Raw genomic sequence first — 7,733 nt, 5'->3', positions numbered from 1 at the left:
CCATGGATGGCGCGTGGCGGCGGCCCCCCAAATCCATGGCGGATTACGGGCACACCGAGCCCAGGAGCCGCCGTAAGGGCGGAACCCTAAGTGGCCGTTACCGCAGGAATGGATATGCACCCGGTATAACTGCGTCGCCTGTCAGGCCGCCTTCGCGAGCAAGTCGAATCGTCGCACCGCCCCTCCCACAGTTGGATCGCGGGGTGTCAGGTAGGTAGGTGTCGGCTGGCAAGCCACCATCGCAGGCAAGCCCGCCTACAGCCTAAAGAATTGTTCTATATGTAGAACGATCAGGGCCAGTTTTGCCCTCTAGTGCTCAGAGGTGAGGCGAATTAAGCTGTACTCACTTTGGAGGTACATCATGAAAAAGCTAATTGGTATCTACACCAGCCCCCGCGCCCACTGGGTCGGCGATGGTTTCCCGGTACGCACGCTGTTTTCCTACGACACCATGGGCAAGCACATCAGCCCATTCCTGTTGCTGGATCACGCAGGCCCGGCTGAATTCACCCCGACTGAACAGCGTCGCGGCGTCGGCCAACACCCGCATCGCGGTTTTGAAACCGTGACCATCGTCTACGACGGCGAAGTCGAGCACCGCGATTCCACCGGTGCCGGCGGCAAAATCGGCCCGGGCGATGTGCAATGGATGACTGCAGCCAAGGGCATTCTCCACGAGGAATTTCACTCCCAAGCTTTCGCTCGTAGCGGCGGGGCGCTGGAAATGGTGCAACTGTGGGTCAACCTGCCGGCCAAGGACAAAATGGCGGATGCCGGTTACCAGACCATCGTGGATGGCGATATCCCGGTGCTGCCATTGGCTAACGACGCGGGGCAATTGCGCCTGATCGCCGGTGAGTTCGCCGGTACTCAGGGCCCGGCCCGCACCTTTACGCCGATTGACGTGTGGGACTTGCGCCTCAACGCCGGTAAGGCGGTCACGCTGGACCTGCACGCCGGGCGCAACACGGCCTTGGTGATCCTCAGCGGCACTGTGTTGGTCAACGGCAAAGAAGTCGCGCGCCAAGGGCAACTGGCGTTGTTCGAGCGTGACGGTGATCAGATCACCCTGGAGTCCAATGACGACGCCAAGGTGCTGCTGCTCAGCGGTGAACCCATCGACGAGCCCATCGTCGGCCACGGTCCGTTCGTGATGAACACAGAGCAGGAGATTCACCAGGCGTTCGCCGACTTCCAATCGGGCAAGTTCGGGCAGATGCACGCCTGACGGTTCACCGCAAAAAACCTGAAGGAGCGAGCTTGCTCGCGAAGAACTTCAACATACTGCGTTCAATCAGACAGAACGCGTTATCGTTGTGGTTTTTCGCGAGCAAGCTCGCTCCTACATTTTGTTCCCAGGGTTCTTATTTCATGCGATCTTCTCGGCATTCGCCCTGGAGTCGCCTGGATGCCCTCATTTATCGCTGATCACCCGATGTTGTGCGCCGTGGCGTTGATCCTTATCGACATTGCCGTGTGGCGCCTTATTTCCCCCAGCCTGGCCAATTGGAAACTGGCGGCGCGGCTGGTGATCTTTGCGGTATTCAGTGCCGTGTTGTTCAACGACGGCATGAACCCCATGCAAGCGGCGCCCTATGCCGACGACACCACCTTGCACCTCGCCGCCACGGCGTTGCAGATCGGCTGGTGGCTGTTCGCGGCGCGCACCCTTACGGTGTTGCTCGGCGCGGTGATGATGCAGCGGGTCGGCCATACCGGGCGTTTATTGCAGGACCTGCTGGGCGCGGTGATTTTCCTGATCGCGATCATCGCCGCCATGGCCTATGTGCTCGACCTGCCGGTCAAAGGCGTACTGGCCACCTCCGGCGCCGTGGCGATCATCGTCGGCCTGGCGCTGCAAAGCACCTTGAGCGATGTGTTTTCCGGGATCGTCCTCAATACCACCAAGCCTTACCAGATCGATGACTGGATCTCAATCGACGGTACTGAAGGCCGCGTCACCGACATCGACTGGCGCGCCACGCGCCTGCAAACGTCCCAGGGCAGCCTGGCGGTGATCCCCAATTCCCTGGCGGCCAAAGCCAAAATCATCAACTTTTCGCGCCCGGCAGACATGTTCGGCCTGGCGGTCAGCCTGCAAGTCAGCCCCCATGCGCGCCCGCAAACCGTGATCGAGGCCCTGGAGCGTGCCATGCAGGGCTGCCGGCCGCTGCTGGCCAAGCCCGCCCCAAGCGTGGCGTTCAAGGCCTCCACCAGCGGCGGCGTGGAATATGAAATCAGTGGGTTTGTGCCGGCCATGGGCCTCAAGCGTGAAACACGCAACCAGCTTTACGACCTGGCCTATCGGCATTTGCAGGCGGCAGGTGTGGGGCTGTTGTCCTCCACCGAAGGCAGCACGCCGCCATCCGTGTCCGGCGCCCGCGCTCTGCTTGAGCGCTCATCGATCTTCTCCACCTTGCGTCAGGAAGAAAAAGACACCTTCAGCCAGAACATGACCCTGCACACCTACCGCGCCGGTGAGATGATCCTGGCGGCGGGAGAGGTCAGCGATCACCTGTTCATCATCGAGTCTGGCGTGGTCTCGGTGCTGTTGATCAAGGACGGGCACAAGTTCGAGGCCGGGCGCATGGGGCCGGGGGAGGTGATCGGTGAGTCCGGCATCCTTTCCGACCAGGCGGCACTGGCGGATTTTTCGGCCAAGACCTACTGCACGCTGTACCGCATCGAAAATGAATACCTCAAGCCGTGCCTGGACGCTCGGCATGATATCGGCGAAGCCATGAAAGCGCTGCTGGATTTCCGTCGCCATGCCGCCCAGGCCCTGACCGAAGACGTACCCGTGGTGCCAGTCAAGAAGGGCTTCATCCAGTGGCTGAGGAAGCGTGGCCTGTAGATTGGTCACCTGTTCTTCGCCCGGATTGGCTATTTCTCCAGAACGCTGCGCTGATTACTCTGCGCACCTGTCCCAACGTTCTGGAGTCTCATCATGCAAACCCGTACCGATTTCTACACCGCTTCCCCAGACGCGATGAAAGCCATGCTCGCCCTGGAAGCGGCGGTAGGCAAACTCTCCATCGAATTGCCACTGCTGGAACTGGTGCGCCTGCGCGTCTCGCAAATCAACGGCTGCGCGTTCTGCCTCGACATGCACACCGCCGATGCGCGCAAAGGCGGCGAGACCGAGCGGCGTCTGTACACCCTGTCGGCCTGGCGCGAAACGCCATTTTTCACCCCACGTGAACGCGCCGCCCTGGCCTGGGCCGAAAGCCTGACCCTGCTCAGCCACACCCACGCCCCGGATGAAGACTTCAACGCCCTGGCCGCCGAATTCAGCCCACAGGAGCAAGTCGACCTGAGCGTGGCCATCGCCACCATCAACAGCTGGAATCGCCTGGCGGTGGGGTTTCGCAAGATGCCCAAGTAAGGCATCAGTTGGCTTTGAAATAACCACGCGGGGTGCTGCCGGTCATGCCTTTGAAAAAGGCGATCAACGCACTGTCGCTGGCAAAGCCCAGTTCAAAGGCGCAGTAGCCCAGGCTGCGCCCGGTGGCGAGCAGTTCGATCACCCGCATCAGTCGCCACTGTTGGCGCCACTGCTGATACCCCAGGCCGGTCTCCCTGAGAAAAATCCGGCCAATGGTCTTGGTGCTGGCGCCAATGTGCTGCTCCAGTTCCTGCAATGTCGGTGGCAAGCGGTCGAGTTGGGCCAGCAAGGGTGCCAGGCGCTTGTCTTGCGGCAACGGCAGGAGCAGGGGCTGCTCGACCGCATGGCGGATTTCGTCCAGGCACAGGCCAAGCAAGTGGGCATAGCGGCCGGTGTGCCAATCGGTCTCGAAGGGTGCCATAGCCATCGGTTCCAGTACGGCCCGCAGCAAGGTACTCACTTGGATCACGCGCACCTGCGCGGGTAACTGCCCGGCCAGGGCCGCGCTCACGTATACAGACCGGTAATCGACCGCGTGCTGCATCACCGCGCGATGAGGCAGGCCGCAAGGTATCCAGGCAGCGCGGGTGGGCGGCAGCAGGCACAGCTGGGTGTCCAGTGTGATGCGCGTGCAACCTTGCTGGGTGAACAGCAACTGCCCGCGCTGGTGGCGATGCATGCCGGAGTCGTGATTGCCCAGCACCGCAGCGATGCCGATCACGGGAGCGGCAAACGCGTCGGGATTGAAAGACGCAGTCGCTTCAAGCCAAGCCATGGTTTGTCCGATTTCATGGATAAAATGTCGAAGTCTGGATAATACCCCAGTTGGCGCGCCCTAGAATTCGTCCATTGTTTTTATGGATGGACCTGGTGATGAAGTCTGGAAATTTGCTGATGCTGACGATGGCCTTGCTGATGTTCCCGCAATTGGCCCAGACCCTGTACAGCCCGGCCCTGGGCGATATCGGCCGGGTGTTCGCGGTCGAGCCTGAGCGGGCGGGGCTGACACTGTCGGTGTACTTCCTGGCCTTCGCTTTTGGTGTAGTGGTATGGGGGCGCTTGAGCGATCGTTGGGGGCGGCGGCCCGTGATGCTGATCGGGCTTGGGGTTTATGCAGGCGCCTCGGCGCTGGCCTTGAATGTGACCACATTCAGCGGTTTGTTGCTGGCCCAGGCGTGTGCTGCTTTCGGTGCGGCGGTGGGGTCGGTGGTCACGCAGACCGTGTTGCGTGACCGGTTCCACGGCGCTGGACTGGCCCAGGTGTTTTCGCTGATGGGCATTGCGCTGGCGGCCAGCCCCGCCATCGGGTTATTCAGCGGTGCGAGCCTGGTGGAGTGCTTCGGCTATCGCGGCGTGCTTGGCACGTTGCTGCTGCTCGCACTGGCGTTGTGGGCCTGGTGCCTGTGGGCCTTGCCGGAAACACGCCCGGCATCGTTGCCCACGGCCGCCCTTGGCCAGACACTCGGATTGATGCTCAAGGATGCCGGAATCTGGCGCTCGGTTGGATTGGTGGCAGCCTTCAATATTGCGCTGTTCAGCTATTACAGCGTGGGGCCGTTTATCTTCGCGCACCTGGGGCGCTCCACTGCCGAGTTCGGCTACAGCGGCGTGCTGCTGGCGTTGGGGTCCGGCCTGGGGGCGTGGCTGAACAAAACCTTGCTCAAGCGTGGTATGGACAGCGATCAATTGGTGTTTGTCGCTGCTGCAGTGGCGGTGGTGGGGAGCCTGCTGGTACTGGCCCTGCAACACAGCTGGTTATTGGTATGGCCGATGTTGCTGGTGGTGCTGGCATTCGGCATGGCGATACCCAACGTGCTCGGCGGCGCGTTAGTCGACTACCGCGATCGCCTCGGCACTGCCGCCGCCTTGTTTGGCTTGCTGTATTACCTGGTGATTGGTGGCGGGCTGACCCTGGTGGCATGGACCCAGGACCTTGGCTGGAGCCTGTTGGTATGCAGCTTGGCGGCGTTGTGGCTGGCAACGCCGCGGGTCTTCAGAAGTTGACCGATGCACTCAGGCGCGCCGTCAGCGGTGCGCCCTGGAACAGGTAGTCATCGCCCATGTACTCGCCTGCGTCGCGCCAGTAACGCTTGTCGAACAGGTTGTCGACGCTCAGGCGAAACACCGTCTCGTACCCATCGACCTTGGTGGTGTAACGGCTGCCGACATTGACCACCGCGTAATCACCCACCTGTACATTACCGGTGCGATTGGCGTATTTCTTGGCGCTGTATTGCACGCCGCCCAGTACCGCCAGGCCATTGACCCACGGCAAGGCATAGTCGGCGTACAGGCTGGCGCGCAGCTTGGGCACGTTGATCGCCTGGTGGCCTTCATAGTCCGGCGTGCCGCTGCCGCTGACCCGCGCTCGAATCGCTGCCACGCTGGTTGCGATTTGCAGGCGGTCGGTGGCCCAGCCGTTGGCGGACAATTCCAGGCCGGTGTTCTTCTGCTGGCCTTGCTGCAGGTAGGTGAAACCGTCACCTTCGGGCTTGGCGTATTGGTAAGCCTGGCGCGTCTGGAACACGGCAGCGGCAAAGCTGATGCGGCGCCAGTCGTATTTAACCCCGGCTTCGATTTGACGGGAGACGGTGGGGGCGAGGGTTTCATCCTGGTTTTTTGCGAACCACGGCGCCGTGCCACCCAGTGACAGGCCCTTGCTGTAGCTGGTGTACAGCGAAACGTTGTCCACTGGTTTGTAGATCAGCGAGGCCTGGGGCAGGAACACGTATTGTTGGGTGTGGCGTGTCTGGTTGCCGGTGACGCCGTCAAAGGCTTTTTCATCCAGGCGTACTTCACGGCCACCGAGGATGGTTTGCCATTGTTCGTTGAATCGAATGCGGTCCGTGACGAACAGGCCGTACTGGCGGCTGTCGAGGTTGCGGTGGCTGTCGTTCAGCGGTTTGTCGGTAGGGGGGAAACTCGGAACTCGTTCGTCGATATTGGCGGTGCCGATAAATTCGTTGACCGACTTGCGTTTGTCGATCACCCGGCGAAAGGCGCTGGTGCCAAACGTCAGTTCGTGGCCTAGGCCGCCGGTGTCGAACAGGCCGGTCATGGCTGCCTGGATTTCGTCGTCGCGGCGAGTGTCGTCAGGGCTGCGGTAATCGTAGACGTCGTAATTGCCTTCGGGGCTGAAGTAGTTCGGTACGCTTGTTGAACTGCAACTGGCCGACCCGTAGCAGCCCCACGCAAACGAGCTGTAATCGTCAATCACCACCTTGCTGCGCGCCGCACTGATATTACCTTTCCACTGGTCGCTGAAACGGTACTCGAACTTGCCGTTGAGGTTCAGCGAATCAATCCCCACCTGCTTGCCGCCGGTCTGATGCCCCAGCAGCTTTTTCGGCGAGGCGTCATGGGGTACTTCCGTACCGCCCAACAGTTGATACCCCGGTACCGAACGTTGTTGCTTGTTCTGGTACTCGGCATCCAGTTGCAGCACGGCGTCGGGGCTGATGTTCCAGTCAAAGGCCAGGGACAGGAAATCGCGCTGGCCATTGGCGTGTTCCACATAGGAATTGAGGTCTTCATGGGCGACGTTGGCACGCAGGCCGAACTGCTGCTCGCTGCCAAACCAGCCGCCGACATCGGTGGCGATATAACCGCTGCCGCGATCATCGGTAGACACCGTTACCGAGCGCACGTCCTCCGGCCGCTTGGTCACGTAGTTGATCACGCCACTGGGCTCGGAAATGCCGCTCTGCAAACCGGCCAGGCCCTTGAGCACTTCCACCTGCTGCTTGTTTTCCAGGGCGACGTTCTGCTCGCCGGTGATGGTGCGCCCGTTGATCTTGTAGCTGCTGGCCGCATTCAGCGAGAAGCCGCGCACCACGAAGTTTTCGTAATAGCCGATGGGCGCGTAACTGTCGCCCACCGAGGCATCGTTGCGCAGCACTTCACTGAGCAAGCGTGCCTGCTGGTCCTTGATCAAGGCTGCGTTGATCACCGTGATTGAGGCCGGGGTGTCGAGCAATGGTGCTTCGTCAAAACCGCCCACAGAGGCAGTTTCGTTACGGTAGCCGGACTCATCCTGCCCCTGGACCTTTACCGTCGGCAGTTCAATCTCGGCGGCCAGGCTGCTGCCGATGCCGCCACTGAGCAGCAGACCGAGGGCAAAACGTGAAGTGACGACGGGTCGAAAACGCAGAACCATGGGCAGGGCCTTAAACGCAGGGCGGGGGGGCGCATAAGCTAGGCATAACGGCGGGATTTTACAAGTTATGCAGCAGGGGCTCTGCCACACCACGTATCAAATGTGAGAGCTGGCTTGCTGCGATAGCCATAGGTATCTACACAACTTGATAGCAACCGACGGTAACCACGATGCGAAGCGAGGCGCTCTTGA

The 7,733-nt window shown here is 61.1% G+C and carries 6 protein-coding genes; 4 read left to right on the top strand and 2 right to left on the bottom strand.

The genetic code is table 11. From position 1 onward, the window contains the following. Positions 1–361 precede the first annotated feature (361 nt). From FW800_RS27180 to FW800_RS27170, 3 genes are all read left to right on the top strand, one after another. Complete coding sequence (locus FW800_RS27180) at positions 362–1,228, top strand: pirin family protein (RefSeq protein WP_032880753.1); 867 nt, start codon at positions 362–364, stop codon at positions 1,226–1,228. A gap of 180 nt (positions 1,229–1,408) precedes the next feature. Further along, positions 1,409–2,854, top strand: coding sequence for a mechanosensitive ion channel family protein (locus FW800_RS27175; RefSeq protein ID WP_032880754.1), 1,446 nt, complete (start codon positions 1,409–1,411; stop codon positions 2,852–2,854). A 93-nt stretch (positions 2,855–2,947) separates the two neighbouring features. Beyond that, positions 2,948–3,385, top strand: coding sequence for a carboxymuconolactone decarboxylase family protein (locus tag FW800_RS27170; RefSeq protein WP_005788953.1), 438 nt, complete (start codon positions 2,948–2,950; stop codon positions 3,383–3,385). Positions 3,386–3,389: 4 nt separating this feature from the next. Here the strand turns inward: FW800_RS27170 and FW800_RS27165 are convergent, their stop codons facing one another. Next, on the bottom strand, positions 3,390–4,160 hold the full coding sequence (locus FW800_RS27165) for an AraC family transcriptional regulator (protein ID WP_032880755.1): 771 nt from the start codon (positions 4,158–4,160) through the stop codon (positions 3,390–3,392). A gap of 98 nt (positions 4,161–4,258) precedes the next feature. Between FW800_RS27165 and FW800_RS27160 the strand changes: the two genes are divergently transcribed. After that, positions 4,259–5,389: an MFS transporter gene (locus FW800_RS27160; protein ID WP_446438853.1), complete on the top strand. Its 1,131-nt coding sequence runs from the start codon at positions 4,259–4,261 to the stop codon at positions 5,387–5,389. Here FW800_RS27160 and FW800_RS27155 read toward each other — a convergent pair. Then, positions 5,379–7,541 (bottom strand): TonB-dependent siderophore receptor, encoded by a 2,163-nt coding sequence (locus tag FW800_RS27155; RefSeq protein ID WP_446438852.1) that lies wholly within the window; start codon positions 7,539–7,541, stop codon positions 5,379–5,381. The two genes, FW800_RS27160 and FW800_RS27155, sit on opposite strands and share 11 nt — an antisense overlap. Between the last annotated feature and the right edge of the window lie 192 nt (positions 7,542–7,733).

This window comes from Pseudomonas sp. 910_23 (assembly GCF_052850795.1).
Note: the sequence above shows the minus strand (reverse complement) of the source record. Positions and strands in the feature narration are given on the sequence as shown.

Bases quoted from the DNA above. Each gene is read 5' to 3' on its own strand.
- FW800_RS27170 (WP_005788953.1), top strand. From the start codon at position 2,948: ATGCAAACCCGTACCGATTTCTACACCGCTTCCCCAGACGCGATGAAA.
- FW800_RS27160 (WP_446438853.1), top strand. From the start codon at position 4,259: ATGAAGTCTGGAAATTTGCTGATGCTGACGATGGCCTTGCTGATGTTC.
- FW800_RS27175 (WP_032880754.1), top strand. From the start codon at position 1,409: ATGCCCTCATTTATCGCTGATCACCCGATGTTGTGCGCCGTGGCGTTG.
- FW800_RS27155 (WP_446438852.1), bottom strand. From the start codon at position 7,541: ATGGTTCTGCGTTTTCGACCCGTCGTCACTTCACGTTTTGCCCTCGGT.
- FW800_RS27165 (WP_032880755.1), bottom strand. From the start codon at position 4,160: ATGGCTTGGCTTGAAGCGACTGCGTCTTTCAATCCCGACGCGTTTGCC.
- FW800_RS27180 (WP_032880753.1), top strand. From the start codon at position 362: ATGAAAAAGCTAATTGGTATCTACACCAGCCCCCGCGCCCACTGGGTC.